The organism is Photobacterium sp. SP02 (genome assembly GCF_038519165.1).
GTDB classification, from domain to species: Bacteria; Pseudomonadota; Gammaproteobacteria; order Enterobacterales; family Vibrionaceae; genus Photobacterium; species Photobacterium halotolerans.
The window spans coordinates 1-26,537 of sequence record NZ_JASJOJ010000008.1; the positions used below are offsets into that span (position 1 = coordinate 1).

Below are 26,537 nucleotides of genomic sequence, written 5' to 3' on the forward strand. Positions count from 1 at the left end.
GTTTACAGCTCGCCAGAGAAGCACTGGCGTACCGAATATCATCGTTAAACGGCGCGCAAACTGCAGGAAGCGGCACAACGGGTGGCGAGCGGACAATTCACTCAGGATCCGACGCTCGAATCCTCCGGGCCGCGCGAATTCCGCCAGGCCGGTGCCAGCTTCAATCAGATGGTCAGCTCGGTCAATCAGATGATAGGCGGGCAACAGCGGCTGCTGTCGGATATCTCCCACGAGCTGCGCTCTCCGCTGACCCGGCTTCGCATGGCGACCGCCCTGGCCCAGCGCAAGCAGGGCAACAGCGCAGAGCTGGAACGGATTGATACCGAAGCGGAGCGGCTGGAAGCCATGATTGCCAAACTACTGGAACTGTCGCGAATGCAGATACACGGGCAGGAAACCCGCGAATACAGCGATGCAGTCAGTCTGTGGCAGGAGATGCTGGATGATGCCGAATTCGAGGCCAGCCAGCATAAGAAATCGCTGGCCTGCAGCCCGCTGCTGCCCTGGCCGCTGGCAGGCAACGCAGAATTGCTGATCAGCGCACTGGAAAATGTCGTTCGTAATGCCATCTACTACAGCAAAGATCGCATCGAAGTCCAGTTCAGCGCCAATGACCACTCGCTGACCGTGACCATAGACGATAACGGCGAAGGGGTGCCCGATGATCAGTTGAAAGACATTTTCCGGCCTTTCTACCGGGTCTCAACCGCCCGGGATCGCCACAGCGGCGGCACCGGATTGGGGCTGGCGATCACAGAAAATGCCATTCGTCAGCATAATGGCAGCATCACCGCCAGCCACAGCCCGCTGGGCGGACTGAGAGTGACCCTGATGCTGCCGCTGGCACAGAAAAGCCAACGTCACTCGTTGTCGCAGCCGGAAGCACGGTAGTCCCGGATCCCCATGCCGGTCCAGCGTTTGAACGCCTTGGCAAAGGCACTGTCATCCGCATAGCCAAAATGCAGCGCCAGGTTAGCCTGGGTACTGCCCTTTTGGTTCAGCATCTGCAGGGCCTGCTGTTTTTTTATCTGCTCAGACAATGCCCTGAAGCTGAAACCAAAATCCGCCAGCTTGCGGTTGAGGTGGCGCTCGCTGAGATTGCACAAGGCCGCGGTCTGGGCTCGGGTCAGGCCGGGTTGCTGTGTCAGCAGATGGCTGATCTGCTCCAGAAACGAGGCGGGGGCCAGGCGTTTCATCTGCTGCTGGGCCAGCCGTATCAGCTGAGCCTGCAATTCCGGCTGGATGTCGCGCCGGCTGCACAGCCAGTCTTGATCACTGAAAACCATGTAGTTCCCTGTCCGGGCAAAACCGATCTGGGTATCGCCAAACACCTCGCGGTACAGGGCAAGCGGCGCCTGAGGCGAATGCTCGAACGCGACCAGCTTAGGGATCACCGGGCCGCTGGCGACCACGGCAGCGCCCTGCATCACGCTGGCAAAAATGGCTTCCAGCCGCGCGGCTCTGGCCGCCTCAAAATGAGGACGGTAGACCAGATGCCAGCCTTCCTGACTGTGGAACCGGGCAAAGCGTCCCCCTTCTCCGACCAGGTCGGAAAACCGCAGCAGATTGTCCACTGCACCGGCCAGATTAACACTGCTGAGTAACAAAAAGCCCAGCATATCAAACTGATCGATCTGCAGGTGGCGGCCAATTCGCAACCCGACCCCGTCACAATCGGCGTGATCCGCTATCGCCTGCCAGAGCTGATCCTGCAGCGACAGCGGCAAGCGCTCACCGGCCGGACAGGCAGCCACCTGACGTCGCAGCGCGTCCGGCAGAGCTATCCCCAAAGACGGCAGAAATTTAAGAATCGCTTTGCTGAATCCTGATGTAACAGTGCTGGCATACATAGTGCTGACCCGGGTTATGCTTCCTCATACTGCGGTCGTTTATACCACAGGCCCGTCTGCGGGCACTGTGATACGGCTCGGAACCCGGCTGTTATTTCGGGTCATCAGGTCCCGAATTAACCTGTTTACGTCCCGTCTGGGCCATAGCAAAGTGTTAACAAAAAGTTAATGATAATATTCAGGACCTAAACAGAGAGTCATTCAGTATGCATCCCTACATTGTGATTGGAGCCGGGCCTATGGGTCTGTGCACAGTGCGCCGCCTGGCCGAACAAGGATTGCCTGTCATCGGGCTGGAAGCCCATGCCGATGTCGGCGGGCTGTGGGACATCAGCAGCCCGACCAGTACCATGTATCAATCGGCTCACCTGATTTCCTCCAAGCGAATGACAGAGTTCTCTGATTTTCCCATGGCGGATCATGTGGCCACCTACCCGAAACATGATCAGCTCTGCCGCTATTTTCAGGATTATGCGCGGCACTTTAATCTGTATGGCCACTATCGTTTTAACGCCTGGGTGGAGAAGGTGGAACCTTGTCAGGGCAACTGGCTGGTCACTTACCGTCAGCATGATGAAACCTTTACCCTGATGGCATCCGGGGTATTGCTGGCCAATGGTACGCTGCATCACCCCAGACGGGGCCACTTTGGCGGTGACTTTCAGGGTGAGCAATTTCACAGCAGCGATTATAAAAGCGCCGAGGTCTTTGCCGGAAAACGGGTACTGATTGTCGGCTGCGGTAACAGTGCCTGCGACATTGCGGTGGATGCCGTGCATCGCGCCCGCTCGGTTGACATGGTGATCCGCCGCGGGTATTACTTCCTGCCGAAATTTGTGGCGGGCGTCCCCACAGATACCCTGGGCGGCAAAGTGCGCTTACCGAACCGGTTGAAGCAAATGGTCGACGGCACCCTGGTCCGGCTGATCTCCGGCAAACCCAGCCAGTTTGGCCTGCCAGACCCCGACTACCGTATGTATGAATCCCACCCTGTGGTCAATTCCATGTTCCTGCACCACATAGGGCACGGTGATATTGGCGTGCGGCCATCGATTGAGCAACTGTTGCCGACTGGTGCGCGTTTTCAGGACGGGCAGGAAGCAGAGTATGATCTGATCCTTGAGGCCACCGGCTACTCTCTGCATTATCCCTTTATTGACCGCCAGCACCTGAACTGGGACGGTGATGCACCTGGCCTGTACCTCAATATTTTCACGCCACAGCATGACAACCTGTTTGTGATGGGGATGGTGGAAGCCTCAGGTCTTGGCTGGCAGGGACGCGATGATCAGGCGCAGTTGGTGGCCCGTTTTATCCGGGCCCGCCATGAGAAACCGGCCGAAGCGGAAAAATTCATGCACAAAGTCCGCCAGCAGGCCAGCCGCAGAATTGATGGCGGCATTGCGTACCTGAACGTAGAGCGGATGGCCTACTATGTACACAAAGCCGATTATCTGGCGGCGCTGAACCACGAAATTCGCCAGCTGCAATGGGAGAGCTGAATGTCGAGCACTAGCCTGCTGTTACTGAATCTGATCCTGGCGATGATGATGTTTGGCATCGCCCTGAGTCTCAAACCGGCCGACTTCCGCCAGGTCGTCCGTCAGCCCAAAGGCCCCCTGACCGGGCTGGCCGCCCAGTTTGTGCTGATGCCGGCGCTGACCTGGCTGCTCACCCTGCTGGTGCCCATGCCCGCCGAAGTGGCGCTGGGATTAATCCTGGTCGCCAGTTGCCCCGGCGGCAGCTTTTCCAATATCGTCACCTATCTGGCCAAAGGCAACACGGCCATGTCCATCAGTATGACTGGAATCGCCAGTGTCGCCGCGGCCTTCATGACCCCCTTTAATTTCATGTTCTATGCCAGCATGAACCCGCACACCGCCCAGTTGCTGAAGCAAATTGCCGTGCCACCGGAGAGCCTGTTTATTGTGGTGGCACTGGTACTGGCGTTGCCGCTGGCGCTCGGACTGATCTGCAGCCAGATGGCCCCCGGCTTTGCCAAACGGAGCGAACCCTTTTTCCGCATCATCTCGCTGCTCACCCTGTTCGGCTTTGTCGCCATCGCGCTGATCACTAACTGGCCGCGCTTTATCGCCGGCGCCAGTGTCTTCCTGTTGGCCGTTATCTTCCACAATGCCCTGGCGCTGGCTATCGGCTGGCTCTGTGCATGGGCCATGAAGTTGCCGGTTGCCGATCGCCGGGCGATCACACTCGAAGTCGGGCTGCAGAACTCCGGCCTGGGACTGGGCATCATTTTCACCTTTTTCGGCGATCTGACCGGTATGGCCATTATTGCCGCAGGCTGGGGGATCTGGCATCTGATCAGTGGCATGGGACTGTGCTACTGCTGGCACCGGCTGGATAACCGCCACGCCGCCCTCACCTCACCCGTTTCATCCACGCGCGAACAGCATAAAGGGACCTTATGACGCAGCGAATTTTAATCACCGGCTGCCAGGGCTATCTGGGCCGGCAGCTCAGTGCGCGCCTCGCCCGGCACGCCGAGGTATTTGGTATTGATATTCAGGATGCTCAGCCTGAGGGCATCACCTACCAGAAAATGGACATTCGCTCTGCCGCGCTGAGCGAGTTCATCGGACGTCACCACATCAGCCATGTCATCCATCTGGCCAGTATTGTGCAGCCATCCCGTGACCGGCAAAGAGACTATGACATTGATGTCAACGGGACGGAAAACCTGCTCAAAGCCTGTATCACCAACCAGGTCGCCCATCTGACAGTGACCAGCAGCGGCGCCGCTTACGGCTATCATGCCGACAATGCCGAGTGGCTGCGAGAGTCCGACCCGCTGCGGGGCAACCGGCATTTTTCCTACAGCTACCACAAACGGCTGGTGGAAGAGCTGCTGGCCAGCTACCGCGTCGCCTACCCGGAACTGCAACAGCTGATCCTGCGCCCGGGCACTGTGCTGGGCGCTGAGACCAACAATCTGATCACGGATCTGTTCCGCAAAGACAAATTGCTGGCCGTTAAAGGCTCGCCGTCGCCGTTTGTCTTCATCTGGGATCAGGACGTGGTCGATATCATCACCGAGGGGGTCAGCCAAAATAAATCGGGGCAATTTAATCTGGCGGGAGACGGCGCCCTCAGCGTTCACCAGATCGCCAACATTCTCGGGAAAGACACCCGGGACTTGCCGGCCTGGCTGCTGAAAACCGCCCTGCGCATTGGCAAGCTGCTGCGTTTGACCCAATACGGCCCCGAGCAACTGGACTTTCTTCGCTATCGCCCCGTACTGGCAAACTACGCGCTGAAATTTGATTTTGGCTATATCCCGAAGAAAACCTCGCTGGAGGTGTTCGAATATTATGCCAGCCAGCAAGGGTTGATCCCGGCCAGAGGGTGCCAGCATGACTGAACACAAACCTGTCGCCATCCTCACCGGCGCCGCCTCAGGGCTGGGCCGCGATCTGGCCATTCGTCTGTCATATGGCTACCGGCTGTATCTGATAGACAGGGACCAGGCTAAGCTGACGGAGCTGGCCGCCACGCTGGAAGACAGCCGTTTTTTTGTCTGCGATCTGGCTGACAGCCATGCCATAGACACCCTGATGGCTGATATCCGGCAGCGCGAGCCTGAGATTGCGCTGCTGATCAACAATGCCGGTATTACCCACCGCTCGCTGTCCCGTATTACACAACCGGCAGTGATAGAAAAAGTCATGGCGGTGAACTTCTTCGCGCCGGTCCGCCTGACCCAGGGGCTGCTGCCGCTGCTGGTGCAACACCAGGCCAAAGTGGTCAACATCAGCTCGATGGCAGGCTGGATGCCGGTTATGGGCCGGGCCGGTTACTGCGCCTCTAAATCGGCCCTGCACCAGTATTTCGAAACCTTCCGGGCCGAAATGCGCAGCGACGGCGTCACGGTGCTGATGGTCTACCCCAGCTTTCTCGACACCCCTATAGAGCACAACGCCCTTAATGGCGACGGGGGACGCAGCCGCCATCAACGCTCTATGGTTGGCAAAATGCGCACCAGCTCATGGATGGCCGAGCAGATTGTCACTGCCATCCAGCAAAAGAGAGAACGACTGTTCCCGGATGCCTTTACCCATTTTTCCAGCCTGCTGTACCGCTTGCTGCCGCGGGTTTTTCTGCACCTGATGAGCCAGAAATTTGCCACTGAGCTTGAGGTGAAATCATGACATTGGTGTGGCTGGGCCTGGCGATTATTCTGGCCTTTGGTATTGAAGCCATGACGGGGTTTGGCAGTATAGTGCTGGCGCTGTCGCTGGGGGCGCTGGTGATGGATATGGCATCACTGGTGCATATTCTGGTGCCGCTCAATCTGCTGATGACGGTGCCGCTGGCCTGGCAGCTCAGACAGCACATACAGGTTTCATTCCTGCTGCGTACCGTGTTGCCCATGATGCTGGTTGGCACAGCCGTCGGCGTTGTGCTGACTCCCTATGTCCCCGAACTGCTGAGCAAAACCCTGTTTGCCGGCCTGATCATCTGGTTCGCCGCCCGAGCCCTGCTGCAACCGGCGGCGGTTGAGATGCCGGCACTGCGGCGGCACTCCACCATCACCGCGGCCGGGATCACCCACGGCCTGTTCGCCTCCGGCGGCCCGCTGCTGGTCTATGCGCTGGCCCGCACCTCGCTGGATAAAACCCAGTTCAGGGCAACCTTGCTGACGGTCTGGCTCAGCCTCAATGGTTGCCTGACCCTGTATTTTATCCTGGCCGGCGAACTGGCACCCTACCGGGAAACCTTGCTTTGGCTGGCGCCCTGTGTCGGCATAGGGGCATTTATCGGTAACCAGCTGCATCACAGTATCGATCAGGCGCACTTCAGCAAGCTGGTGTTTGGTGTCCTGCTGGTCGTCGGGCTGATTCTGATGACCAACACATTGTTTTCCTGGGCAGCGCTCAACACTGGTTCCTGGCCATGAATGCAGGCTACAATAGTGTTTTTGCCGCTGTTGTAGCCTGACCATGTTTGATATCGCCCTGTACGAACCTGAAATTGCGCCCAATACGGGCAACATTATTCGCCTGTGCGCCAATTGCGGTGCGCATCTGCACCTGATTGAGCCGTTAGGCTTTGATCTGGAAGAAAAAAAACTACGCCGTGCCGGTCTGGATTACCACGATCTGGCCCATGTGCATCGTCACGCCAACTTTGAGGCTTTCCTGGCCGCCACTGCCGGTCGCCGCCTGTTTGCCTGCACCACCAAAGCCACCCAGTACCACACCCAGGCCCGGTTTCAGGACGGCGACATACTGCTGTTCGGCCCGGAAACCCGCGGCCTGCCGGCAGACATCATTGAAAGCCTGCCCCAGGCGCAGCGGCTGCGCATCCCTATGCATCCGGACAGCCGCAGCCTGAACCTCTCCAACGCAGCCGCCATCATTGCCTATGAGGCCTGGCGTCAGTTTGATTTTGCCGGCGCCAGATAGCCCGGGCAGAAAGACAAAAAAGGGGTCTGCCGACCCCTTTTACACGATGAGAGATTGAAGACGATTGGCACTCAGATACCGTCACCGGCGATAAAGGTCTGGTAAATGCCATTGAACTGCTGATCCATATCCATGGAAGGTTTGTCGCTGCTCGGACGGCCGACAATTTTCGCCGGTACACCCGCCACTGTGGTATGAGGCGGCACAGGTGCCAGCACCACTGAACCCGAACCAATCTTGGCCCCTTCGCCCACTTCAATATTCCCCAGCACTTTGGCACCGGCGCCTATCATCACCCCTTCACGGATTTTAGGGTGACGGTCGCCGCACTCTTTGCCTGTCCCGCCCAGCGTCACATCCTGCAAGATAGACACATCGTTTTCGATAATTGCCGTCTCGCCAATCACTATACCGGTGGCGTGGTCAAACATGATGCCCTGGCCGATGCGGGCCGCCGGGTGCACATCCACCTGACAGGTGACTGAAATTTGATTTTGCAGATAAATGGCCAGTGCTTCGCGTTTTTGTTTCCACAACCAGTTGGCGACCCGATAGCCCTGCAAAGCGTGAAAGCCCTTCAGATACAGAAGCGGCACAGAAAATTTGTTGATAGCAGGGTCACGGTCTACGACGGCGCGAATATCGCACGCGGCCGATTCCGTCAGCATACTGTCCGCGATATAGGCCTCTTCCACCACTTCCCGTACTGCCATTGCGGGCATCGAAGGGGTGGCCAGCTTGTTCGCCAGTATATAACTGAGCGCGGCACCCAGATTATCGTGCTTGATGATGGTGGCATGGTAAAAACTGGCCAGCATGGGCTCCTGCTCAGTCAGCACCTTGGCCTCTTGCTTAATCGTCTCCCAGACGGCTTGCTGTTGACACTCCCTCACGTCGTCCCCTGTATATCCTTTATGTGTTTGCACCATAGCCTGCACCCTACTCACCTGATGAGCATCGACTGCTGATAATGGTTATAACTTTAAACTTCTCAGCAAAAAAAACAACGCGGGCTTTTTTGCCCGCGCTGTGTCATTCCGGTAAGGCCCCTTTTCCAGCCGATCACTCGTCTTTCTTGGCCCGCGCCAGCAGATCTCTGGCGGCCTCACGCGCATCTTTACCCTGATAAAGCACCTGGTAAATCTGCTCGGTGATCGGCATATCCACCCCGAAGCGCTGGGCAAGCACCCAGACTTCCTTGGTATTGCGATAACCTTCAACCACCTGGCCGATACTGTGCTGCGCTTCATCAACCTGTTTGCCCTGCCCCAGCGCCAAGCCAAAACGGCGGTTGCGCGACTGGTTGTCGGTACAGGTCAGCACCAGATCGCCCAGCCCGGCCATACCCATAAAGGTTTCCGGCTGCGCACCCAGCGCCGCACCCAGACGGCACATCTCGGCCAGTCCGCGGGTGATCAGGGCGGTGCGGGCATTGGCACCATAACCAATACCGTCCGACATACCGGCACCGATAGCAATCACGTTCTTCACCGCGCCACCCAGCTGCATGCCGATAAAATCGTTATTGCTGTAGACCCGGAAGCTTTTATCGCAGTGAATCTTATCCTGCAGATCTTTAACAAACCCGGCATCCGGTGACGACACCGCAATCGCGGTGGGCAAACCGGCGGCCAGCTCTTTCGCGAACGTCGGCCCGGAGAGGACAGCCAGAGGCACCTCCTCACCCAGGATCTCATGGGCGACATCCTGTAACAGACGTCCGGTTTCCGGCTCCAGCCCTTTCGTGGCCCAGCAGATCCGCGAATCATCACGCAGAAAAGGCTTCATCTGTTTCAGCACATCGGCAAAAGCATGGCTGGGTACCACCAGCAGTAAATCCCGGCTGGCTTTGACGGCGGCTTCCAGATCCACACTCAGGATCAGCGAGTCCGGAAAGGCCACGCCAGGCAGAAATGCCTCGTTGGCCCTATCTGTTTCCAGCTGCGCCATATGCGCAGCGTTATGGCCCCATAAAATGACATTAGCGCCATTACGGGCCAGCGAGATGGCCAGCGAGGTGCCGTAAGAACCGGCACCCAGCACTGTCATCGTTATTGCGTTATCAGTGATTGAGGTCATGCTGTGTCGCCAATCAGGCTTGAGTGCTTTCCTGGTTACCTTCCGCCTGACTTTGCAGGTAGTTCATGAACAGGGCGTCAAAATTAACCGGCGCCAGGTTCAGTTGCGGGAAAGTGCCTTTGACAACCAGGCTGGAGATAGTTTCACGTGCGTATGGGAACAAGATGTTCGGGCAGAATGCACCCAGGCAATGGGCCAGTTGTGGCGCTTCCATACCGGCGACAGAGAAAATACCGCCCTGCTGAACTTCACACAGGAACGCCGCTTCTGACGCATTGTTCACTGTGACTGTCAGGCGCAGCACAACTTCGTACACACCTTCCGCCAGCTCACGACTCTGCGTATCCAGATCCAATTTCACTTCCGGGTTCCACTCTTTCTGGAACATTTCCGGCGAGCTTGGCGCCTCGAAAGACACGTCTTTCAGGAAAATGCGTTGGATTTGGAAGTTCTGTTGCGCTTCGTTGGTCGCTGCTTCAGCCATGTTATTGTCCTTTTTTGATGATTTCGTTAAGAAATCTGTCATTTTTACCGGAAGCTTCCGGCCTGAAATAAAGGGCAGCTGACACCGTCAGCCACCTGAGAGTTCAAGAACTTACTTCTTTCCCTGCACCAGAGGCAAATTGGCCTCATTCCAGGAAATCAATCCGTCCTTCAGCAGGCTAACTTTAGCGTAACCCGCTTTGTGCAGCAGGCTGGCACTTTCCTGCGCCGTCTGACCTGTTTTGCATACCACAATGATGGGGGCTGACTTATACTTTTCAAGCAGTCCAAAGTTCTCGGCTTTAATTTCGCTTGGTAAAATGTGAAGTGCGCCTGCAATGTGGCCACGCTGGAACTCATCTTTGCTGCGAATATCGACAAAAACGCCGTCTTCACGGTTGACCAGCACTGTCGCCTGATTAGGGGTAACAACGGCATAACCCGCGGTTTTTTGCTTCACCATGGAAGCGATCAGGGCCAGAACCAGGCCAACCCAGACCAGTGACAAAATGGGATTACTCGTAACAAACTCTATGAATTGCTGCATGATTTTCGCTCTATTAACCTTTACTGCCTGCCGGATTCCCGCACAGTGGCAAGATTCAACCAAAATTAAGGAAACTGAGTATACCTGTGGCCGGAATGATGTACAGCCACCCGCCACATTTACGCGTTACGGCTCACTGCTTTCTGCGCAATAAACCACATATCGCAAGGCGCCGCCTATAACTACAATAGAAAAAAACGCATTCTCAGATCTTACGTTACACAGTAGAAATGAATATATTCTAGGGAGTAAAGATAACAAACCATTTACAGCAATGTTTGATCTGAACTACAAAGCAGCGGTAGTTTTGTAGTAAAATTACCGACCTGACTACTTACCTGAGCGCCTTGAAGCGACTTTAGCGCCGGATGTTGAGGTAATTGGTCTACATTTTCAGATTGTTCACATTTATGGAGAGGACAGCTTATGTCTGCTAAGAAACCACTGGCTCTGGTGATTCTGGACGGTTGGGGATACCGCGAAGATACCGCAAATAACGCGATTGCCAACGCCAACACCCCGGTACTGGATAACCTGATGGCGCATGAAGCCAACACCCTGATCCAGGCCTCCGGGCTGGACGTGGGTCTGCCTGATGGCCAGATGGGTAACTCAGAAGTGGGCCATACCAATATCGGTGCCGGCCGCGTGGTGTATCAGGATCTGACCCGCATAGCCAAATCCATCTCCGACGGTGAATTCCAGCATAATCCTACACTGGTCAAAGCCATGGACAGCGCTATCTCAGCGGGGAAAGCCGTTCACATCATGGGCCTGATGTCACCGGGCGGTGTTCACAGCCACGAAGATCACATTGAAGCGGCCGTGAAAATGGCGGCAGACCGCGGTGCCGAGCATATTTACCTGCACTGTTTCCTGGACGGCCGTGACACGCCACCGCGCAGCGCACAAGCCTCTCTGGAACGTTTCGACGCGCTGTTTGCCCAGCTGGGCAAAGGCCGCACCGCCTCTCTGATTGGCCGTTACTACGCCATGGACAGGGATAACAACTGGGAGCGTGTCGAGTCTGCCTATGAGCTGCTGACCGCAGCCAAAGGGGATTTCACCGCCGCCTCTGCCGTCGAAGGCCTGCAGGCTGCGTATGCCCGCGAAGAAAACGACGAATTCGTCAAAGCCACTGTGCTGCGTGCCGACGGCCAGCCTGATGCTGCCATGCAGGACGGTGATGCAGTTGTCTTCATGAACTTCCGTGCCGACCGGGCCCGTCAGATTTCCCGCGCCTTCCTGCCTGCTTTCAGCAGCTTTGAACGCAAACAGTTCCCGGCATTGCACTTCGTGACCCTGACCCAATATGCCGCCGATATCGATTTGCCATCCGCGTTCCCGCCGGAAAGCCTGACCAACACCTTGGGCGAATGGCTGTCGAAACAAGGCAAAACCCAGCTGCGCATTTCTGAAACCGAGAAATATGCCCACGTGACCTTCTTCTTCAACGGCGGTGTCGAAACCGAGTTTGACGGCGAATCCCGCGCCCTGGTGGCATCTCCTAAGGTCGCCACTTATGATCTGCAGCCTGAAATGAGCGCCCCTGAGCTGACCGACAAGCTGGTCGCGGCCATCAAAGGCGGCGAATTCGATATGATCATCTGTAACTACCCGAACGGCGACATGGTCGGCCACACAGGTGTGTACGATGCGGCGGTGAAAGCCTGTGAAGCGATTGATGAAAGTATCGGCCGCGTGGTTGAAGCCATTAAAGAAGCGGGCGGACAGCTGCTGATCACCGCTGACCACGGTAACGCTGAAATGATGGTGAACCCGGAAACCGGGGGCATTCATACCGCCCACACTAACCTGCCTGTGCCGCTGATTTATGTCGGCGACAAGCAGATCAGCCTGAAAGACGGCGGTAAGCTGTCTGATCTGGCGCCAACCATGCTGTCATTGACCGGGCTCCAAATCCCGTCAGAGATGACTGGTCAGGTGCTGTACGATCTGAAATAATCCCTGCCATGCGGGAATTATTTTATTGTGTCATCGGTACACTCCGCGCCAGTGCCTTAGGCACTGGCGCTTTGTTATGCCTGGTGTTCAGCGCATCCGTGTATGCTGACGGTCAGAATCAGCTTGATGGCATGAAGCAGGAAATCGCACGGCAGCAAAAACAGCTGAGCGATAAAAAACAGCAACTCAACGATGTCCAGAAAACCCTGAAACAACAGGAACTGGCCATCGCCAGAGCGGCCGGCAATATTCACGCCGCCGAGCAAAAGGTCGACGGCCTGACACTTTCTATCAGCCAACTGGAAAAAGAACAGCAGGCGCTGCTACAACGCCAGATTGGCCAGCGTGAGCTGCTGAAAGAACTGCTCACCAGCCAGTACAAAATGGGCAAATCCTCGCCGCTCGCCAACTTGCTGGGCGAAAGCGACCCTGCCCGGTTAGACCGAATGGCCATCTACGCCTCGCACCTCAGCCAGGCTCGCAGCCATGCGCTGGATGAACTGGCCGCCACGGATACCGAACTGCAGCTCAAAAAACATCAGCTCAGCGAACAGCGTAATGAGCAGCAAACCCTGCTGAGCCAGCTGAAAAAAGACAGGGCGACACTGCTGGGCAGCCAGCAGGCGCGTAAAAGCACGGTCAGGGAATTACAGGGCCAGTTGAACGCAGATAAACGCTACTTAACCGAACTGAAAAGCAATGAATCACGCCTGATCGCCGAAATTGCCAAAGCCCGCAAAGCCGCCGAGGAAGCGGCGCGCCAGGCCAGAGTCAATATGGATGGACTGGGCAAATACAAAGGCAAATTGCCCTGGCCGGTTTCGGGCAGAATTCGCCACGCCTACGGTAGCCCGCTTCAGGGTGAGCTGCGCTGGAAAGGCATGGTGATCGGTCAAGCTGTGGGCAGCGAAGTAAAAGCCGTACATGGCGGGAAAGTGGTCTTTGCCGACTGGTTGCGCGGCTACGGCCTGATGGTTGCCGTGGATCACGGCCAAGGTGACATGACGTTCTACGGTTATAACCAGACTGTGCTGAAAAAAGTGGGCGATACTGTGCAGCGTAACGAAGCCATTGCCTTAGTTGGCGACAGCGGCGGGCAGGAATCACCGGGACTGTATTTTGAAATCCGCCGTAAAGGCACGCCAACCAATCCGCAGCCCTGGCTGACCCGTTAACCACATTTTATGACACGCAGCACCCATTAGCAGAACAAGGATGGTTCGAATGAAGGGGTTATTCAGTGTAGGTCTGGTCTGGCTGTGGCTCTTGGCATCGCCGGCACAAGCGGCCAGACTGGCGATTGTGATTGATGATCTGGGTTATCAGCATATGCCTTCCCCGTTATCAGCACTCCCGCCGCAAATCAGTGTCTCCATCTTGCCCGAGACCCCTTATGACCAGCTGACCGCCCGTCAGGCCCGGCAGGAATTCAGAGACGTGCTGCTCCACATGCCGATGCAGCCGAGCAGGACGGCGCCGCTTGAAATGACCACCCTGACCGAGGCCATGAGCAAGGAAGAGCTTCAGAGCAAGCTCCGCTTTGCGCTGACACGCGTGCCGGGCGCGGTGGCGGTCAATAATCATATGGGCAGCGCCCTGACCCAGAATCCGACCGCTATGGGCTGGGTGATGGAAGTGCTCAAACAAGAGCATCTGGCCTTTCTCGACAGCCGCACCACGGCCAGGTCCGTCGCGCAGTCACAAGCCCAGGCGGCACACATTCCCGCCCTGCGCCGCCATGTTTTCCTGGATCATGTCCCGACCGAAACCTTCATCCGCCGTCAGCTGAAACGGGCCGTCTTGCAGGCGAAAAAACAAGGCACTGTGATCGCGATAGGCCACCCGCACCCAATCACGCTGTCGACACTCACTGCCATGCTGCCCGAAATTCAGCAGCAGGTCACCCTGGTTCGCCTGTCTGAGCTGTTTCCCGCCGGCAGCTGACCAAAAAAAACGGTGTGCCGAGGCACACCGTTCCGTTTGCTTGTATCTGAGGGGGAAATCAGTCCCAGCTCAGAATGACTTTACCGGACTGGCCGGAGCGCATGACATCAAAGCCCTGCTGGAAGTCATCCACATTATAGTGGTGGGTAATGATTGGGCTCAGATCCAGACCAGACTGAATCAGGCTCGCCATCTTGTACCAGGTTTCGAACATTTCACGGCCATAGATACCTTTGATCACCAGGCCTTTGAAAATCACCTGAGTCCAGTCGATACCCATGCTCGATGGCGGAATGCCCAGCATAGCGACCTTACCGCCGTGGTTCATGCTTGACAGCATGCTGTTAAACGCAGCAGGCACACCCGACATTTCCAGACCGACATCGAAGCCCTCTGTCATGCCCAGCTCCGCCATCACATCTTCCAGCTTCTGCTCTGCCACGTTGACCGCGCGGGTCACACCCATCTTGCGGGCCAGATCCAGTCGGTATTCGTTCACGTCAGTAATCACGACATGACGGGCACCTACGTGCTTGGCAACCGCCGCCGCCATGATACCGATAGGGCCGGCACCTGTGATCAGCACATCTTCGCCCACCAGGTCGAAAGACAGCGCAGTGTGCACAGCATTGCCGAACGGGTCGAAAATCGACGCCAGATCGTCAGAAATGTTGTCCGGGATCTTGAAGGCGTTGAACGCCGGGATCACCAGATACTCAGCAAAGGCCCCTTCACGGTTAACACCCACACCGATAGTGTTACGGCACAGATGGGTGCGGCCGCCACGGCAGTTGCGGCAGTGGCCGCAAGTGATATGGCCTTCACCGGAAACACGGTCACCGATGTCAAAACCACGGACTTCCTGGCCAATCGCGACCACTTCACCCACGTATTCGTGACCCACCACCATAGGGACTGGAATCGTATTTTGTGACCATTCGTCCCAGTTATAGATATGGACGTCAGTACCACAGATAGCGGTTTTCTTAATCTTGATCAGCAGGTCGTTATGGCCCAGTTCAGGCTTGTCGACCTCTGTCATCCAGATGCCTTCTTCCGGTTTCAGTTTTGCTAATGCTTTAATTTTCATGATGCTTTCCACAAGTAGCCCAGAAGCGGTATCACACCGCTCCTGCAGCAAAGTCGGTGATTATCAGATGATGCCCATCTCTTTACCAATGCGGATAAACGCATCGATAGTATTATCCAGCTGTTCTGCGCTGTGCGCGGCAGACATCTGAGTACGGATACGCGCCTGGCCTTTCGGCACCACAGGGTAAGAGAAGCCCACCACGTAAATGCCTTCTTTCAGGGCACGCTCAGCAAACTCGGCGGCTACCTTGGCATCACCCAGCATAATCGGGATGATGGCATGATCAGCACCAGCCAGCGTGAAACCGGCGTCAGACATACGGGTGCGGAACTGCTCAGCATTTTTCCACAGCGTAGCACGCAGATCGCTGCTTTCTGCCAGCAGATCCAGCACGCGGATAGAGGCAGAGACAATCGCCGGGGCCAGCGAGTTAGAGAACAGGTAAGGACGAGAACGCTGGCGCAGCCAGTCGATCACTTCTTTCTTACCTGAGGTATAACCGCCGGACGCGCCGCCCAGGGCTTTACCCAGCGTACCTGTGATGATGTCGATACGATCAATCACGTCGTGGTATTCATGGGTACCACGGCCATTGTCACCCATAAAGCCAACGGCGTGGGAATCATCGACCATTACCAGCGCATCATACTTATCCGCCAGATCACAGATAGCCGGCAGGTTTGCTACTACGCCATCCATAGAGAAAACACCGTCGGTCACAATCAGCTTGTGGCGCACGCCGGCGTCATTGGCGGCGATCAGCTGCTGCTCCAGCTCGGCCATGTCATTGTTGGCGTAGCGGAAGCGTTTGGCTTTACACAGACGCACACCGTCGATGATAGAAGCGTGGTTCAGCGCATCTGAAATAATGGCATCTTCAGGGCCAAGAATGGTCTCGAACAGACCTGCATTTGCATCAAAACACGAAGAGTAAAGGATAGTGTCTTCCATGCCTAAGAAGGCCGACAGCTTACTCTCCAGCTCTTTATGTGCGTCCTGCGTACCGCAGATAAAACGCACTGAAGCCATACCAAAACCGTGCTCATCCATGCCTTGTTTGGCAGCCTCAATCAACGCCGGGTGGTTAGCCAGACCCAGGTAGTTGTTGGCACAGAAATTCAATACCTGATCGCCACTGGCAATCGCAATATTGGCTTCCTGAGCAGAAGTGATTACACGCTCACTTTTGTATAATCCTTCTGCTTTCACTTCCTGAATCTGATCGGCGATCTGTTGATAAAAGGCAGCTGACATCTTGCTCTCCAAACATGTAAAGGCGTATTTGCCACTTTTAGCGAACAACCTACTATTAAATTAGCAATCATTCGCCACAATGTTACAAAGTTTGCCGAATTCTAAGAGCTAAACTCTACTCAGTCGACAACTATGAAACATCCCGCTCCACTTGATCACAATAATGTGATTCAAGTTGAAGAACGACATCCCGCCCCTCCGTACTGGTCAGAGGTCTTATTACTGAAAGCATCTGCAGCACCCCCTGATAGATGACAGCTTTGGTAATTTTAGCCCCAGGTGCCTGGGCGGTCTGGTAACTGATCCAGCTGGTTGCCACCAGCTTGAGGGTGGTTGCCAGGCTAAGCAAATCGTCATCGTTCAGAGTGACCAGCCCTAAGGAACGAAAATGGCGCATCACCACCATAATATCCTGATGGAGGTTTTCCTGCGCTTCCAGATACTTATGCTGCAACACTGGATCCCGGCTGAGAATATCGGGCAGATTGGCGTAGAAGAAACGGTAGCGCCACATCAGCATAAATACCGCATCCAGGTATTGCAGCAGGCTGTCAGCCGACAACACCGCCTCTTCCCGCGGCTGGAAGCGAACCCGCAAATCCTGAGCGTATTCATCAAAAATACTGTGTATAATCTCTTCTTTATTACGAAAATGGTAATACAGGTTGCCTGGGCTGATGCCCATATGTGCCGCAATATGGTTGGTGGTGACGTTGGGTTCCCCTCCGTCATTAAACAACTCCAATGCAGCATGGATGATTTTATCGCGGGTTTTCATAAGCCTCTCACTTGCGTCGCCCTGGGCAGTCTCGGTTTGTTATCTTATGTGGGTCAAAATCAAGATCAACAAACCCTGATGATGTTATCATAACTACTGACTAAATTTTGACGCGGTGGTGCAGTTCTTCTGCTACGCTTCAGGCCTCTTACCACCGGGTCCATCTGACAAAACTGGAAGTGCCATGATTATAGTGACTGGTGGCGCCGGCATGATCGGCAGCAACATTGTAAAAGCGCTCAATGAACAAGGTTATAGCGACATTCTGGTCGTCGACAACCTCAAAGACGGTACCAAGTTTGCCAATCTGGTCGATTTAGATATCGCCGATTATATGGACAAAGAAGATTTCATCACCCAAATCATGGCGGGTGATGACTTTGGCCCGATCGAAGCCGTCTTCCACGAAGGCGCCTGCTCTGCTACCACAGAGTGGGACGGCAAATACATGATGCTCAATAACTACGAGTATTCCAAAGAGCTGCTGCACTTCTGCCTGGAGCGCGAGATCCCGTTCCTGTATGCCTCTTCCGCCGCAACTTACGGCGGCCGTGACCGTGATTTCATTGAAGAAAAAGCCTACGAAGGTGCACTGAACGTTTACGGTTACTCCAAGCAGCTGTTTGACAACTATGTCCGCCGCCTGTGGCAAGACGCCGAAGCGCACGGCGAAACGCTGTCACAAATTACCGGTTTCCGTTACTTCAACGTCTACGGCCCGCGTGAGCAGCACAAAGGCAGCATGGCCTCGGTGGCGTTCCACCTGAATGAACAAATTGCAAAAGGCGAAATGCCGAAGTTATTTGAAGGGTCAGATACCTTTAAACGCGACTTCATTTATGTTGGCGATGTCTGCAAAGTGAACTTGTGGTTCTGGCAAAATGGCGTCTCTGGCATTTTCAACTGCGGTACAGGCCGGGCAGAAAGCTTCCAGGCCGTAGCAGATGCCGTTATTAAGCATCACGGCAAAGGTCAGGTAGAATCTGTCCCATTTCCTGAGCACCTGAAAGGCCGCTATCAGGCCTATACTCAGGCAGATCTGACTAAAGTCCGTGCCGCCGGTTATAACGAAGCGTTTAAAACCGTTGCCGAAGGCGTCGCTGAGTATATGGCGATTCTGAACGACTAATACTAACAAACCTTTCAGCGACACCCTGATTCGCTCTGGGTGTCGCTGACTTGTATAAAAAGATTGATTTGATGACTATACCAACTTTCGTTGTCAGCTTAGCGCGGTCTTCTCATCGCCGTGAGCACATGCAAACGTTAATGGCTCAGGCTGGAATCCCTTTCCAGTTTTTTGATGCCGTTGATGGCATTGACTCTGAGCATTTCCTGCACAGTGAAAAGGCCACACCAGCGCTAACCTTCAAACGAAAAGGCTATCAATTGGTCCCGGCTGAAGTTGCCTGTTTTGCCAGTCACTATGCCCTGTGGGAAAAGTGCCTTGAACTGGATACGCCAATATTGATCCTCGAAGACAATGTCAACGTGCTGGCTGACGTTCACTCCGTGCTGGCTGACATTCAGCCATACATTGAACAATACCATTACATTAAACTGTCAGCGCATCAGCCAAACACATTTAAAGCTCTGTTTGCTGTCTCAGATACCCACTCAATCGGTGTTTACCAAAAAGGCACCTGCGGTACCAGCGCTTATATCATTACACCGGTTGCCGCAAAAAGTTTCCTGGACAATGCCCAGCTGTTTATCGAGCCGGTCGATGACTATATGGAAAAGCCCTGGCGACACGGCATTCATGCCTACCATGTCTATCCGTCAGTGTTTGAACGCTCGCAAACCGCGACTACGATTGGCTCCACCCGCAAACAGAAACAATCTGTGGGATTCTCCCACAAACTGTACATCGAAGGTTTCAGAACCTATGAAACTATTATGAGAAAGCTGAAAAGCATAAAATAAAAATAATCAGCCTTATCAATATGAACCACTATTTCAGAGCAATCAGCAATGCAATTTAACGCGCAAATAAAACGACTCATCAACTCTCGGGGCTTTTGTCTGGCGATGCTGTGCTGCATTGTGGGCTATGTGCTGTTCAAGCGCTCTTACCGCGAAATGGGAGACATCTTCCAGTCGGTCTTTCTGCTGGCTTCAGTCGCGGCCCTGTTTATCGACAGAAAACAATTTTTCAAAGATAAAATGCTGTGGGCATTATTATTCGCTCTCGTCATTCAGGTGCTCAGCTGGGCCAATTCGCTGATAGACATACCTGAACTCGCCTATTCCAGCCCGCATATTGGTGTGTTAGCTGACCTGTTTGTCTTTATTTTTGTTGCGTATTGGCTGAAAGGATCACTCAACAATGTTTACCTGATCTGGTGGGCTATGTGCCTGGGTATTTTGCTGGCGTTTTACAGCCATTCCGACATTGTTCAGCAGGTGCAACTGGGGCTCCAGGGTGTTCGCATCGATTTCAATATCATTAATGCCCAGTATCCGGCCATGTACAGCGGAGTCGGCTTTCTGCTCTCCTCCTTCTTCCTGGTGAAATACCTGTGCCTCAGTATCCGGACCAGAAAGGCTCAATATATTGCTCTCTTCTTCTCTGCATTACTGCTGTTTATTGCCTTTGTTTTCGTGGTGATCACTACTCAGTCCCGTCAGGTTTGGGTCGGTTTGCTGGCAGCCTATGTTATAGGCACGGTTCTTTATGCCATATTGCATAAAGAAAAACTCAATAAGATCATTTTGGCTGGTTCATTGTCCCTGTTGGGATTTGCCTTTTACTCCTATGCCAGCATGCCTTTAGTCCATGACAGAGTCCAAAGAGAGATGGGCACAGCCACCAGCATAGTCACTAATGGCGACATGTCTAAAATACCGTTCAACAGTGCCGGTACGCGCCTGCATTTGTGGTATGAATCCATCAAATGGATCAAAGAAAGGCCACTGCTGGGCAGCGGCTACAACACCCGTGAGACGGTCATTAAGCAGGCAACGCATTTTCCACCTAATATCCATAAGTATTTCACGCACCTGCACAGTTCGCACATCGAACTGCTGGTCTCCTACGGTATCGTTGGCCTGGCGTTAATGTATTTTGTCTTCGGATGGGTCATACGAAGTACTCAAGTTGCCCCAGAAAAACGCGGTATTAATGAAGTTCTGCTGATTTCTTTACTGTTTACGGTTTACTGGCTGACGGTAAATCTGTTCGAATCATTCTTCTTTTCCAATAATGGCCAGTGGATCCATAACGTGATGTTAGGCAGTTGTTATACCTTCTACCTCACGTATAAACTGAACCGTTTACCGCCTTCAGAACAAGCGAGCTCATGATTAAAAAAATCCACGCCATCTGGCTTGGCAATAAAATGCCACCATTAGCCTTCGTCTGTATTGATGACTGGAAAAAACAAGGTTTTGACTACACCCTTTGGACGGAAAACAATCCGCTGCTTCAGCAATGGATCAGCGAATGCCGGTTTGCAAAAGAGTGTTACGATAAAGGCCTGCTGGCCTTTGTCACTGATTACCTGCGATTGAAAATTCTGCAACATGAGGGCGGACTGTATCTGGATGTGGATGTCACCATCCAGCAGGATCCTTTCCCGTTATTTGACAATTGCCTGTTTTCAGTAGGTTATGAAACGGAGACACTGCTGGGCACCGCAGCTATCTATGCAGAGCCACACTCGACGATTCTGAATCAACTCATTCAATTCTATGAGAATGACATTTATCAGTCCCCGCTGTATATGGGCCCTGATATCATGACTCACTTCCTGATCGAGAAAGCACTCAGCAACACAGAAAACAGCCAGCTTTACCCGGTAGCCTATTTTTATAACTATCAGGGTGAACCCATGCATTTTGAAAAGCCCGCCAATGCTTATCTGACACACTGGTTTCAGCACAGCTGGAAAAAGTCGAAAGGACTGGTGTTTTTAAAATCCAAGCACATGGGACTACTGGGGAAATTCTACGTCTGGCAGAAGTATTTTTTCCGTACATAATCATGCCGCTCCTGTTTCCAACCGGTTGATTAGAGTTTACAGCAAAAAGAGAGAGCATCTTTTGACTACAGTCCGAACCCGCGTATCACAGGATGAACTGGCACCAGGCTATCGTCCGTCTTTCCAGTGGTCATTTTTGCACCCCCGTCATTGGGGAACTTGGATCAGTATTCTGCTGTTAAGCCTGCTGGCACTGTTGCCCTGGAAAATCCGCGACCCAATCGCTGGCTTTCTGGGTTTGCACATAGGCAGGAAAGTCAAGAAAGCACGGCACCGTGCCAGGGTTAACCTGACACTGTGCTTTCCGGAACTGACCGATCAAGAGCGGGAAGAGAAAATCGACGCCATGTTCACAGTCGCCGCCAAAGTGGTTTTGGCCATGGGCGAATTGTTGTTCAGAAGTCGCCGCCATCTCCAGCAGCGCACTGAAGTTTTTGGTCAGGAAAATATTGATAAAGAAGTTGAAGCAGGCAATCCTGTCATTATTTTAGTCCCTCACTGCTGGGCCATTGACTTTCCGGCTATCTATTGGGCATCACTGGGTCTGCCTGTCGCCGCTTTGATGCAACCTCAGCACCGCCAACCCGTTTTTGACTGGTTAATCAGTTGTCAGCGTCTGCAGTATGGGGGAATTTGTTATGCACGAGAAGGCGGATTAAAGCCTTATTTTCGTGCAATCAAATCAGGGTTTCTCGGCTATTACCTGCCTGATGAGGACTTCGGGCCAGAACAAAGTCAATTTACTGATTTCTTTGCGACCCAAAAAGCGACATTTTCTGGTCTGGGTAAGATTGCCAAACTGACAGGCGCCTCCGTAGTGCCTATGATCCCTGTATACAACACGACAAACGGTAAATTTGAGATTCATATCTCCCCGGCACTGAAACCACTTCCGGGCCCTGATGCGCAACATGATGCAAATTTGCTGGCAAATGCTCTGGAAAAAATGGTCGCCCCCTATCCTGAGCAGTACATGTGGAATCTGCAATTGCTGAAAACACGCCCTGATGGCAGTAAACCCTACTGAAGTTAATGAGCAGCGTCGTATGAAAATTCTTATTATCGGTCCATCCTGGGTTGGCGATATGGTGATGTCGCAATGCCTGTATACCAGTCTGAAGCAGCAGTATCCGCAGGCTGAGATTGATGTACTGGCACCGGCCTGGTGCCGGCCCATTTTAGAGCGCATGCCCGAGGTGCACCGCGCACTTGAGATGCCCATCGGCCACGGTGAATTTAACCTCAAAGGTCGCTATCGGATTGGACGCTCTTTGCGTGAACATAGCTATGATCAGGCGTATATCCTGCCCAATTCGGCGAAATCTGCGCTGATCCCGTTTTTTGCCCGCATTCCGGTCCGTACCGGCTGGAAAGGAGAAAGCCGCTACGGTTTGCTCACTGATCTGCGTGGCAACAAGCGTGATTTCGGCCTGATGATCGAACGCTACTGCGCACTGGCTTATCCCAAAGCGGACATGACAGGCAGTGCGGCGCTGCCGCTACTTCCCAAGCCGTCACTGACGGTTGACAGCCACAATCAGGCCAGCGCGATGAAACGTCTGGCACTGGATAATGATCGCCCTGTGATTGGCCTATGCCCGGGGGCGGAATTTGGTCCTGCCAAGCGCTGGCCAGACGCCTATTTTGCCCAGGTCGCGCAGAGAATGATTGAGCAGGGTAAGCAAGTCTGGCTGTTCGGCTCAGTAAAAGATCAGCCTGTCACCGCCGCCATCAAACAAGCGCTTCCCGCTGACTTACAAGCTTTCTGTCACGATTTAGCCGGGCAAACCAGCCTGATTGAAGCAGTTGACCTGCTCGCTGCCTGCCATACGGTTGTCAGTAACGATTCGGGTCTGATGCATGTCTCCGCGGCGGTTGGCTGTAACGTGGTCGCCATTTATGGCTCGACGTCACCAGACTATACCCCGCCACTGGCAGAACAGGTCGCCATCGTATATACAGATATTGAGTGCCGTCCGTGCTTTAAGCGAGAATGCCCCTACGGACACCTTAAGTGCCTGAAAGATTTACCGGCTGAACGTGTCATTCAAGCCATTGACGGCCTAACGACTCCCAAAACAGATCTATGATGACATTGATACATCGACATAAAAATAACAAAGTCGCTTTCTACAGTCGTAACATACTGCGTTCTCTGACGCCTAAAGTAATCTACCATCGCAGATTACAGTACCTTCTGAATTCACTGGACAAATATGACAGGCAATACATTACGTCCAGAGTCAATTATTACCTCAGGCACAATAACGCATTCTCATTGCCCGACGATAAAGCCGTATCCATCAAGCGCTATCGCAAGAAAGGCCAGAGTGCCTATTATTACGATCTGAAAGAATACCTGCACTACTTTGATCGCCACTTCAAAGTCACCTACCGCTTTGGCGATGACACCCACCTGGAACCTTACCCGTTCCTGGTCAAAGCCAGGCCTATCGACGGTGACAATGCCAACGCCGTTTTATTTAAACTCAATAAAGTCCGTCACTTCAATTTCATAGAAGATTCGCTGAGCTTTCGTGAGAAAACAGACAAGGCCGTCTGGCGCGGAGCCGCCTACCAGCCCCATCGTGCCAGCTTCGTCAGGCAATACTACAACCATCCCCTCTGCGATATCGGCCAGACCAACTCCGGCGACACTCCGCAGCCGTGGGATAAAGGCTTCATGTCGATTGCTGAGCAGCTCGAATATAAATTTATTCTCTGTATCGAAGGCAACGATGTCGCCACTAACCTAAAGTGGGCTATGTCATCGAACTCTCTGTGTATGATGCCCAAACCTAAATACGAGACATGGTTTATGGAAGGCTCGCTCAAGGCTGGTGTTCATTATGTCGAGCTGCAGGATGACTTTTCTGATATTGAAGAAAAAATTCGCTACTACAGCCAGCACCCTGAAGCGGCCGAAGCTATCATTGCCAATGCTCATGAGCACGTCCACCAGTTCTGTCATCCGCGGCAGGAGAAACTGATAGGTCTGCTGGTACTGAAGAAATATTTCGAACTGTCCGGCCAATGGCAGCAGGAACCGAATCACTAATGCTACGCTTTCTCTACACTTGCCTGCTCGCTGTGGCAGCCCCGTTGCTGCTGGTGTCACTCTATAAAAAGCGGCCGGGTGTCCCGCCTATTGGTCAGCGCTGGAAAGAGCATTTCGGAGTCAGCCCTCAGGTGCAGGGCCAGCGTCCACTTTGGATACATGCCGTGTCCGTCGGAGAGACCCTGGCTGTCACGCCGCTGATCAAAGCACTGAAAACCCAATATCCCGATTTACCGATACTGCTGACAACCACGACAGCCACGGGAGCAGAGCAGGCCGCACGCCTCGGAGCACTGGTTGAACATCGCTATATGCCGCTCGATTTTCCCTGGGCACTGCGCCGCTTCATCCGCACGCAGCAGCCGCGTGCGCTTTGCATCATGGAGACCGAGCTCTGGCCCAACACGCTGGCCGAAGCCAAACATGCCGGCCTGCCCGTCACTGTATTTAACGCCCGCTTATCTGAGCGCTCCTGCCAGCGTTATGCCAGAGTACAACCCCTGTTTAACCTGCTTGCCCATAATCTGGATCAGGTCTTGTGCCAGCATCAGGATGATGCCGAGCGTTTCATTCGTTTGGGCGTTGCGCCGGAAGCGGTACAGATTACCGGTTCTATCAAGTTTGACCTTGCTTTACCCGAAGGGCTGGAACAGGCCAGCGAGATACTGAGAGATGAGCTGGGCAGCCAGCGTCCGGTGTGGATTGCCGCCAGCACCCATCAGGGCGAAGATGAGCAGGTACTTGAGGCGCACAGACAGATTTTACGCCGCCATCCTGACGCGCTGCTAATTCTGGTGCCAAGGCACCCCGAGCGATTCGACTCTGTCTACGCGCTGATTGACCAACAGGGTTTTACCGCCGCCCGCCGCACTCAGGCCAATGAGCCGCTGGCCGGTAAACAGGTCTATCTGGCCGATACTATGGGCGAAATGATGCTGCTGCTCGGCGCCTGCGATCTCGCGTTTGTCGGCGGCAGCCTGCTGGGCGACAAAGTCGGCGGTCACAACTTACTTGAGCCTGCCGCACTGGCAAAACCTGTTCTGAGTGGCCCGAGCTATTACAACTTTACCGACATCACCACTCAGCTGTTAAACGCGGGTGGCGCAAAAATCGTCGGCAACAGTGAGGAATTAGCGCGCGCCGTGTCACGGCTGATGGCGGATAAAACAGAACAAGCCAAGACAGGCCAGGCCGCCCTTGGCGTGGTCAAAGCCAATCAGGGGGCCATTGCACGCACCTTGCACGCACTCTCTGCCAGCTTCAATTAATCGGCAGGCGATCGGCGGTAACCTGACAACAACTGCCGCCAGTCGCTTTCCTGCCAGTGAATACCGGCTTTATCGACTTCTTTGACAAAAGAGCGGTGCAGCCGGGACAAATTGTCCTCCTGCCAGCCATCATCGCCACGATGAATACTGCATTTGTCAAAATCGATCAGCCAGATCTGCTCCTGGTCATCCAGCAAAATATTATGCGCATTCAGATCAGTGTGATCGACCCGGCAGTCATGCATACGACGAATCATATCGCCCACCGCCTGCCATTGTTCTGACGATAAAGCACCCTGCTGCAAGCGCGCCACCAGGTCAGTGGCCTGCGGCACTTTTTCCGTCAGCAGATCAGCCCGATAGTAAGGCCCGGATTTACACACCCTTGCCGCGACAGGCCTAGGCACTCTGACGCCCTGCTCCACCAGATGTTGCAGCAGGGAAAATTCAGCCATGCTGCGGCAAGCTGACCAGGTGTTAAACCAATACTGATCTTTCACCAGTTTGCCGAACAGCCCGCCACGGAAGTAATGCCGCAATGCCATATCGACCCGTTCGCCACGCACAAACCAGGTGGTTCCCCGCCCTTTGGCACTGCCCAGCACAGCCTGCTGACGCTGCCAGAAATCCGGCTCAAAGCACTGCCAGGGATCTTCTGCCAGCAAAGCAGGGTCAAACATGACCTGACAGTTATCTTGCTCCCGTATTTCCATCGCGCGGTACCCCAAACTACTGAAAAGATCTATTTTATACAGGTTTGTCCGTGCCCGTCATGAGATAGACAGAATCTTTGCACAGTGTTCGCGCAATCA

Annotated in this window: 26 protein-coding genes and 1 pseudogene; 18 read left to right on the forward strand and 9 right to left on the reverse strand. The window is 54.0% G+C overall.

Features of this window, described 5'->3' with window-relative positions:
* Positions 1 to 51: 51 nt before the first annotated feature.
* Positions 52 to 891 (forward strand): annotated as a pseudogene (locus P0Y67_RS05370) (ATP-binding protein); the annotation flags it as partial.
* Here the strand turns inward: P0Y67_RS05370 and P0Y67_RS05375 are convergent.
* A complete protein-coding gene (locus tag P0Y67_RS05375; RefSeq protein ID WP_342391037.1) occupies positions 861 to 1,850 on the reverse strand; it encodes an AraC family transcriptional regulator in 990 nt (329 codons plus the stop codon). The pseudogene P0Y67_RS05370 and the gene P0Y67_RS05375 sit on opposite strands and share 31 nt — an antisense overlap.
* Positions 1,851 to 2,056: 206 nt before the next feature.
* On the opposite strand from P0Y67_RS05375, the gene P0Y67_RS05380 reads away from it, so the two are divergent.
* The 6 genes from P0Y67_RS05380 to trmL are packed head-to-tail and all read left to right on the forward strand — an operon-like array spanning position 2,057 to position 7,273.
* On the forward strand, positions 2,057 to 3,352 hold the full coding sequence (locus tag P0Y67_RS05380; RefSeq protein WP_342391038.1) for a flavin-containing monooxygenase: 1,296 nt from the start codon (positions 2,057 to 2,059) through the stop codon (positions 3,350 to 3,352).
* Positions 3,353 to 4,279 carry a bile acid:sodium symporter family protein gene (locus tag P0Y67_RS05385; protein WP_342391039.1) on the forward strand — a complete coding sequence of 309 codons (927 nt, stop codon included), beginning with the start codon at positions 3,353 to 3,355 and terminating at the stop codon, positions 4,277 to 4,279.
* A complete protein-coding gene (locus P0Y67_RS05390) occupies positions 4,276 to 5,229 on the forward strand; it encodes an SDR family oxidoreductase (protein WP_342391040.1) in 954 nt (317 codons plus the stop codon). Before P0Y67_RS05385 ends, P0Y67_RS05390 begins: the two co-directional genes overlap by 4 nt.
* Complete coding sequence (locus tag P0Y67_RS05395; protein WP_342391041.1) at positions 5,222 to 6,016, forward strand: SDR family NAD(P)-dependent oxidoreductase; 795 nt, start codon at positions 5,222 to 5,224, stop codon at positions 6,014 to 6,016. The genes P0Y67_RS05390 and P0Y67_RS05395 overlap by 8 nt, the downstream gene beginning before the upstream one ends.
* Positions 6,013 to 6,765 carry a sulfite exporter TauE/SafE family protein gene (locus P0Y67_RS05400; RefSeq protein ID WP_342391042.1) on the forward strand — a complete coding sequence of 251 codons (753 nt, stop codon included), beginning with the start codon at positions 6,013 to 6,015 and terminating at the stop codon, positions 6,763 to 6,765. The genes P0Y67_RS05395 and P0Y67_RS05400 overlap by 4 nt, the downstream gene beginning before the upstream one ends.
* A 43-nt stretch (positions 6,766 to 6,808) precedes the next feature.
* A complete protein-coding gene (gene trmL, locus P0Y67_RS05405) occupies positions 6,809 to 7,273 on the forward strand; it encodes a tRNA (uridine(34)/cytosine(34)/5-carboxymethylaminomethyluridine(34)-2'-O)-methyltransferase TrmL (RefSeq protein WP_342391043.1) in 465 nt (154 codons plus the stop codon).
* A 71-nt stretch (positions 7,274 to 7,344) separates the two neighbouring features.
* Here trmL and cysE read toward each other — a convergent pair whose 3' ends face one another.
* The 4 genes from cysE to P0Y67_RS05425 all read right to left on the reverse strand — a co-directional run bounded on the left by cysE (position 7,345) and on the right by P0Y67_RS05425 (position 10,382).
* Positions 7,345 to 8,166 (reverse strand): serine O-acetyltransferase, encoded by an 822-nt coding sequence (cysE, locus tag P0Y67_RS05410; RefSeq protein ID WP_027250590.1) that lies wholly within the window; start codon positions 8,164 to 8,166, stop codon positions 7,345 to 7,347.
* A 169-nt stretch (positions 8,167 to 8,335) separates the two neighbouring features.
* Positions 8,336 to 9,352: an NAD(P)H-dependent glycerol-3-phosphate dehydrogenase gene (gpsA, locus tag P0Y67_RS05415; RefSeq protein ID WP_342391044.1), complete on the reverse strand. Its 1,017-nt coding sequence runs from the start codon at positions 9,350 to 9,352 to the stop codon at positions 8,336 to 8,338.
* 13 nt (positions 9,353 to 9,365) lie between these two features.
* Positions 9,366 to 9,836 carry a protein-export chaperone SecB gene (secB, locus tag P0Y67_RS05420; protein WP_027250588.1) on the reverse strand — a complete coding sequence of 157 codons (471 nt, stop codon included), beginning with the start codon at positions 9,834 to 9,836 and terminating at the stop codon, positions 9,366 to 9,368.
* 111 nt (positions 9,837 to 9,947) lie between these two features.
* Positions 9,948 to 10,382 (reverse strand): rhodanese-like domain-containing protein, encoded by a 435-nt coding sequence (locus P0Y67_RS05425; protein ID WP_342391045.1) that lies wholly within the window; start codon positions 10,380 to 10,382, stop codon positions 9,948 to 9,950.
* Between the two features lie 426 nt (positions 10,383 to 10,808).
* Here P0Y67_RS05425 and gpmM point away from each other — a divergent pair, with 426 nt between their 5' ends.
* From gpmM to P0Y67_RS05440, 3 genes are read left to right on the forward strand one after another with little or no spacing between them, the layout of a single operon-like run.
* Positions 10,809 to 12,347, forward strand: a complete 1,539-nt coding sequence (gene gpmM, locus P0Y67_RS05430) for a 2,3-bisphosphoglycerate-independent phosphoglycerate mutase (protein WP_342391046.1) — start codon at positions 10,809 to 10,811, stop codon at positions 12,345 to 12,347.
* 8 nt (positions 12,348 to 12,355) lie between these two features.
* The gene (locus P0Y67_RS05435; protein ID WP_342391047.1) at positions 12,356 to 13,522 is read left to right on the forward strand and encodes a peptidoglycan DD-metalloendopeptidase family protein; all 1,167 of its coding nucleotides are present in this window, start codon (positions 12,356 to 12,358) and stop codon (positions 13,520 to 13,522) included.
* 49 nt (positions 13,523 to 13,571) lie between these two features.
* Positions 13,572 to 14,291 (forward strand): divergent polysaccharide deacetylase family protein, encoded by a 720-nt coding sequence (locus P0Y67_RS05440; RefSeq protein WP_342391048.1) that lies wholly within the window; start codon positions 13,572 to 13,574, stop codon positions 14,289 to 14,291.
* Between the two features lie 58 nt (positions 14,292 to 14,349).
* Here P0Y67_RS05440 and tdh read toward each other — a convergent pair whose 3' ends face one another.
* The 3 genes from tdh to P0Y67_RS05455 form a co-directional block, all read right to left on the reverse strand.
* The gene (gene tdh, locus P0Y67_RS05445) at positions 14,350 to 15,381 is read right to left on the reverse strand and encodes an L-threonine 3-dehydrogenase (RefSeq protein WP_027250583.1); all 1,032 of its coding nucleotides are present in this window, start codon (positions 15,379 to 15,381) and stop codon (positions 14,350 to 14,352) included.
* Positions 15,382 to 15,444: 63 nt separating this feature from the next.
* A complete protein-coding gene (locus tag P0Y67_RS05450) occupies positions 15,445 to 16,638 on the reverse strand; it encodes a glycine C-acetyltransferase (protein ID WP_342391049.1) in 1,194 nt (397 codons plus the stop codon).
* Positions 16,639 to 16,768: 130 nt separating this feature from the next.
* A complete protein-coding gene (locus P0Y67_RS05455) occupies positions 16,769 to 17,416 on the reverse strand; it encodes a TetR/AcrR family transcriptional regulator (RefSeq protein WP_342391050.1) in 648 nt (215 codons plus the stop codon).
* A gap of 184 nt (positions 17,417 to 17,600) precedes the next feature.
* Here P0Y67_RS05455 and rfaD point away from each other — a divergent pair, with 184 nt between their 5' ends.
* The 8 genes from rfaD to waaA all read left to right on the forward strand — a co-directional run bounded on the left by rfaD (position 17,601) and on the right by waaA (position 25,725).
* Positions 17,601 to 18,545, forward strand: a complete 945-nt coding sequence (rfaD, locus tag P0Y67_RS05460) for an ADP-glyceromanno-heptose 6-epimerase (protein WP_342391051.1) — start codon at positions 17,601 to 17,603, stop codon at positions 18,543 to 18,545.
* A 71-nt stretch (positions 18,546 to 18,616) separates the two neighbouring features.
* On the forward strand, positions 18,617 to 19,342 hold the full coding sequence (locus P0Y67_RS05465; RefSeq protein ID WP_342391052.1) for a glycosyltransferase family 25 protein: 726 nt from the start codon (positions 18,617 to 18,619) through the stop codon (positions 19,340 to 19,342).
* A 48-nt stretch (positions 19,343 to 19,390) separates the two neighbouring features.
* Complete coding sequence (locus P0Y67_RS05470) at positions 19,391 to 20,722, forward strand: O-antigen ligase family protein (RefSeq protein ID WP_342391053.1); 1,332 nt, start codon at positions 19,391 to 19,393, stop codon at positions 20,720 to 20,722.
* Positions 20,719 to 21,399, forward strand: coding sequence for a glycosyltransferase family 32 protein (locus P0Y67_RS05475; protein WP_342391054.1), 681 nt, complete (start codon positions 20,719 to 20,721; stop codon positions 21,397 to 21,399). Before P0Y67_RS05470 ends, P0Y67_RS05475 begins: the two co-directional genes overlap by 4 nt.
* Positions 21,400 to 21,460: 61 nt before the next feature.
* On the forward strand, positions 21,461 to 22,426 hold the full coding sequence (gene lpxM, locus P0Y67_RS05480) for a lauroyl-Kdo(2)-lipid IV(A) myristoyltransferase (RefSeq protein WP_342391055.1): 966 nt from the start codon (positions 21,461 to 21,463) through the stop codon (positions 22,424 to 22,426).
* 19 nt (positions 22,427 to 22,445) lie between these two features.
* Positions 22,446 to 23,489, forward strand: a complete 1,044-nt coding sequence (gene waaF / locus P0Y67_RS05485) for a lipopolysaccharide heptosyltransferase II (protein WP_342391056.1) — start codon at positions 22,446 to 22,448, stop codon at positions 23,487 to 23,489.
* On the forward strand, positions 23,489 to 24,457 hold the full coding sequence (locus P0Y67_RS05490; RefSeq protein WP_342391057.1) for a glycosyl transferase family 90: 969 nt from the start codon (positions 23,489 to 23,491) through the stop codon (positions 24,455 to 24,457). Before waaF ends, P0Y67_RS05490 begins: the two co-directional genes overlap by 1 nt.
* Positions 24,457 to 25,725, forward strand: coding sequence for a lipid IV(A) 3-deoxy-D-manno-octulosonic acid transferase (gene waaA / locus P0Y67_RS05495; RefSeq protein ID WP_342391058.1), 1,269 nt, complete (start codon positions 24,457 to 24,459; stop codon positions 25,723 to 25,725). The genes P0Y67_RS05490 and waaA overlap by 1 nt, the downstream gene beginning before the upstream one ends.
* Here the strand turns inward: waaA and P0Y67_RS05500 are convergent.
* Positions 25,722 to 26,438 carry a 3-deoxy-D-manno-octulosonic acid kinase gene (locus P0Y67_RS05500; RefSeq protein WP_342391059.1) on the reverse strand — a complete coding sequence of 239 codons (717 nt, stop codon included), beginning with the start codon at positions 26,436 to 26,438 and terminating at the stop codon, positions 25,722 to 25,724. The genes waaA and P0Y67_RS05500 overlap by 4 nt on opposite strands.
* Positions 26,439 to 26,537: the final 99 nt, after the last annotated feature.

Bases quoted from the DNA above. Each gene is read 5' to 3' on its own strand.
- P0Y67_RS05375 (WP_342391037.1), bottom strand. From the start codon at position 1,850: ATGTATGCCAGCACTGTTACATCAGGATTCAGCAAAGCGATTCTTAAA.
- P0Y67_RS05380 (WP_342391038.1), top strand. From the start codon at position 2,057: ATGCATCCCTACATTGTGATTGGAGCCGGGCCTATGGGTCTGTGCACA.
- P0Y67_RS05385 (WP_342391039.1), top strand. From the start codon at position 3,353: ATGTCGAGCACTAGCCTGCTGTTACTGAATCTGATCCTGGCGATGATG.
- P0Y67_RS05390 (WP_342391040.1), top strand. From the start codon at position 4,276: ATGACGCAGCGAATTTTAATCACCGGCTGCCAGGGCTATCTGGGCCGG.
- P0Y67_RS05395 (WP_342391041.1), top strand. From the start codon at position 5,222: ATGACTGAACACAAACCTGTCGCCATCCTCACCGGCGCCGCCTCAGGG.
- P0Y67_RS05400 (WP_342391042.1), top strand. From the start codon at position 6,013: ATGACATTGGTGTGGCTGGGCCTGGCGATTATTCTGGCCTTTGGTATT.
- trmL (WP_342391043.1), top strand. From the start codon at position 6,809: ATGTTTGATATCGCCCTGTACGAACCTGAAATTGCGCCCAATACGGGC.
- gpsA (WP_342391044.1), bottom strand. From the start codon at position 9,352: ATGACCTCAATCACTGATAACGCAATAACGATGACAGTGCTGGGTGCC.
- secB (WP_027250588.1), bottom strand. From the start codon at position 9,836: ATGGCTGAAGCAGCGACCAACGAAGCGCAACAGAACTTCCAAATCCAA.
- P0Y67_RS05425 (WP_342391045.1), bottom strand. From the start codon at position 10,382: ATGCAGCAATTCATAGAGTTTGTTACGAGTAATCCCATTTTGTCACTG.
- gpmM (WP_342391046.1), top strand. From the start codon at position 10,809: ATGTCTGCTAAGAAACCACTGGCTCTGGTGATTCTGGACGGTTGGGGA.
- P0Y67_RS05435 (WP_342391047.1), top strand. From the start codon at position 12,356: ATGCGGGAATTATTTTATTGTGTCATCGGTACACTCCGCGCCAGTGCC.
- P0Y67_RS05440 (WP_342391048.1), top strand. From the start codon at position 13,572: ATGAAGGGGTTATTCAGTGTAGGTCTGGTCTGGCTGTGGCTCTTGGCA.
- tdh (WP_027250583.1), bottom strand. From the start codon at position 15,381: ATGAAAATTAAAGCATTAGCAAAACTGAAACCGGAAGAAGGCATCTGG.
- P0Y67_RS05450 (WP_342391049.1), bottom strand. From the start codon at position 16,638: ATGTCAGCTGCCTTTTATCAACAGATCGCCGATCAGATTCAGGAAGTG.
- P0Y67_RS05455 (WP_342391050.1), bottom strand. From the start codon at position 17,416: ATGAAAACCCGCGATAAAATCATCCATGCTGCATTGGAGTTGTTTAAT.
- rfaD (WP_342391051.1), top strand. From the start codon at position 17,601: ATGATTATAGTGACTGGTGGCGCCGGCATGATCGGCAGCAACATTGTA.
- P0Y67_RS05465 (WP_342391052.1), top strand. From the start codon at position 18,617: ATGACTATACCAACTTTCGTTGTCAGCTTAGCGCGGTCTTCTCATCGC.
- P0Y67_RS05470 (WP_342391053.1), top strand. From the start codon at position 19,391: ATGCAATTTAACGCGCAAATAAAACGACTCATCAACTCTCGGGGCTTT.
- P0Y67_RS05475 (WP_342391054.1), top strand. From the start codon at position 20,719: ATGATTAAAAAAATCCACGCCATCTGGCTTGGCAATAAAATGCCACCA.
- waaF (WP_342391056.1), top strand. From the start codon at position 22,446: ATGAAAATTCTTATTATCGGTCCATCCTGGGTTGGCGATATGGTGATG.
- P0Y67_RS05490 (WP_342391057.1), top strand. From the start codon at position 23,489: ATGACATTGATACATCGACATAAAAATAACAAAGTCGCTTTCTACAGT.
- waaA (WP_342391058.1), top strand. From the start codon at position 24,457: ATGCTACGCTTTCTCTACACTTGCCTGCTCGCTGTGGCAGCCCCGTTG.
- P0Y67_RS05500 (WP_342391059.1), bottom strand. From the start codon at position 26,438: ATGGAAATACGGGAGCAAGATAACTGTCAGGTCATGTTTGACCCTGCT.